The following is a 581-nucleotide window of genomic DNA, read 5'->3' as shown; positions in this document are numbered from 1 at the left end:
CAACGCCCCCACACGATCCGACCCCAGCACCACCGCACGATGCTCCAGCACCGCCCGACCCGTCGCGAGGGTGCGGGCGACGCCTGCCGGGTCAAGGCTCTCGGCGACGCCGGTCAGCCGTTCGGCCTGTCCCCGCAGTGCCTCGGGGGTGCGGGCGGACAGGATCCAGGGCAGCGCCGTGGTGTCGGCGATGCGCGGAGCGGGCTCGTCGGTGGCGTCGGCCCTGTCCTCGGGCTGGTGGTCGGGCTGGTCGTCGGTGGGTGGGGCCGCGGCGTCGGCGCTCTCCAGGACCAGGTGGGCGTTGGTGCCGCTGATGCCGAACGAGGACACACCCGCACGGCGGGGCCGCTCGGGGTCCTGCGGCCAGGCTGTCGGGGAGGTCAGCAGCCGGACCTGGCCCTGGGACCAGTCGACGTGCGGGGTCGGTTCGTCCACGTGGAGGGTGGGCGGCATCTCCTCGCCGCGCAGGGCCATCACCATCTTGATGAGGCCGGCGACACCGGACGCGGCCTGGGAGTGCCCGATGTTCGACTTGACCGACCCCAGCCACAGCGGACGGCCCTGCGGCCGGTCCTGCCCAT

Annotated in this window: 1 protein-coding gene; it reads right to left on the bottom strand. The window is 74.2% G+C overall.

Annotated elements, in window-relative coordinates; all coding sequences use genetic code 11:
- Positions 1-581: ketoacyl-synthetase C-terminal extension domain-containing protein (locus JS521_RS36005; RefSeq protein ID WP_275564256.1), on the bottom strand; the 581-nt coding region annotated here is incomplete at both ends.

The organism is Streptomyces durocortorensis, from assembly GCF_016901035.1.
In the GTDB taxonomy this organism is placed as follows: Bacteria; Actinomycetota; Actinomycetes; order Streptomycetales; family Streptomycetaceae; genus Streptomyces; species Streptomyces durocortorensis.
Note: the sequence above shows the minus strand (reverse complement) of the source record. Positions and strands in the feature narration are given on the sequence as shown.